This window comes from Paramuribaculum intestinale (genome assembly GCF_003024925.1).
GTDB lineage: Bacteria > Bacteroidota > Bacteroidia > Bacteroidales > Muribaculaceae > Paramuribaculum > Paramuribaculum intestinale.
This window is the reverse complement of sequence record NZ_PUED01000315.1, coordinates 1-1,765: the sequence shown is the minus strand read 5'-3', so window position 1 is coordinate 1,765 and position 1,765 is coordinate 1. Positions and strand designations below refer to the sequence as shown.

Sequence of the window (1,765 nt, the reverse complement as noted above, 5' to 3'; positions counted from 1 at the left end):
AATTGGTTTGCGTTCTTCGACGGCGGCCGGCCTACATTGATGCCGGCGCCTCCGCGGCTGTTGGCGTGGGGGCGGGGGATTACCAGCCGCCGGAGGCACCGCCGCCGCCGGTAATGCCGCCGCCGAAGCTGCCGCCGGAGAATCCGCCTCCCGATCCGAATCCGCTGCCGCCTCCGGGCGGGATGATCACTACCGGGGGCTGTCGGCGCGGTATGCGATAGGGGCGGTTGTTCTGGAATCCGCAGTTGCGGCAGGTGTAGACCTTCACTCCCTGACCTTCTCGGGCGACGGTAGGCTGAATCACGATGCGGTCGGCTGTGAGCTGGCATGCGCGGGCGTTGCAGCGCGGGCAGACGGTGTAGGCCGAGCGGTCGTTGACGTATGGTATGATGTCGGTTTCGCCACACGCACGGCACAGCCACACGTCGTAGTCGACCGAGTTGATGCGTTCCTCGGTGTCCTGCGCGGGTGTGAGGTAGTCGTTGTCCTTGTCTTCGGGGAGTTTCTCCATCGGTTTGCCGCAGTTGGGGCAATTGCGTGCATGGTCGCGCACGCGCTTCATCTTGCGGTTGAGGAGCCATATGACGATGAGCGGCACTCCTACGCCGAGAGCCGAGAGGCACAGGAGCGGGACGCGCGTCTGTTTGAGGCTCTGGTAGCGCTGCAGGGTGGGCATCCGGCGGGTGGAGTGGCTGCGCCACAGGTATATGGCCAGTGCGATGGCTGTCATGACTGCCGCCATGGTGGCGAGCCAGTCGATAAGTCCGGAGTAGTCCTCGTCGTGGCGTGGTGTCCGCGAGTCGTTGGGGTATCGCGACCGTATCTCATCGGCTACGTCGGGAGCGCCGAGCCGGTCGGCCACGCTGGCCACTGCTGCTATGGTGCCGCCGTCGTAGTCGCCGTTGCGGAAGTGCGGCGCCATATCGTTGCGTATGATTCGGCCGCAGATGGCATCGGGGAGCGGTCCTTCGAGTCCGTAGCCGGTGCGGAGCACGGCGCGCCGCTGTGCCCGCGCTATGAGTATGAGCAGTCCGTTGTCGTTGTCTTTCTTGCCGATGCCCCATAGCGAGAACAGTTCTGTGGCGAAGGAGTCGATGTCGTCGCCCTCGATGGAGTCGACGGCCACCACCGTCACTTCGGCCGATGTGCTCCGCCACACTCCGGCGAGCAGTGAGTCGAGCCGGGTTTCGGCCGCCGGCGAAAGCACTCCGTCGGGGTTTGATACGTAGCGCGTGCGGTCGGCCAGATGCACGTTGGGTATATCACGCGGCGTGTATGCCGCAAGGGCTGTGATTATGACGGCTGTGATCGCCGTCAGGGTGAGCATGATCCGTTTCATGCGGCGAAGATAGACAAAAAATCCGAAAAACTGTCGTGCTGATAGCCGGTCGGATCGCTTTTTTGCAGCGAAGCGGCGGCCGGCTGTTTCAGAGTTGTGATATTTTGTGTTAAAATCTGCGGAGTGTTTACCAATCATGGATTTGTTTGGTTAAATTTGCGGCTTAATACCAATCATTACATGCTTACTCAGATAATCAATGCAAAAATCCTGACGCCACAGGGATGGCTTAAAGATGGCAGCGTGCTGATGCGCGACGACAAGATCCTTGAAGTGACCAACTGCGATCTGGCGGTGATCGGCGCCGAGCTGTTTGACGCCAAAGGGATGTACGTTGTGCCCGGCGGAGTGGAGATCCACTGCCACGGCGGTGGCGGACGCGACTTCATGGAGGGAACGGAGGATGCTTTCCGCAAGGCTATCGAC

General features: G+C 61.4%; 1 protein-coding gene and 1 pseudogene. One reads left to right on the top strand and one right to left on the bottom strand.

Annotation, left to right across the window (positions count from 1 at the left end; genetic code table 11):
- Positions 1-79 precede the first annotated feature (79 nt).
- Entirely contained in the window at positions 80-1,339 is a 1,260-nt protein-coding gene (locus C5O24_RS13105; RefSeq protein WP_161553915.1) for a TPM domain-containing protein, read from the bottom strand.
- Positions 1,340-1,519: 180 nt separating this feature from the next.
- On the opposite strand from C5O24_RS13105, the pseudogene C5O24_RS13100 reads away from it, so the two are divergent.
- A pseudogene (locus C5O24_RS13100) lies at positions 1,520-1,765 on the top strand (N-acetylglucosamine-6-phosphate deacetylase); the annotation flags it as partial.

Excerpts from the sequence above, each read along its gene's own strand:
- C5O24_RS13105 (WP_161553915.1), bottom strand. The coding sequence starts at position 1,339 with ATGAAACGGATCATGCTCACCCTGACGGCGATCACAGCCGTCATAATC.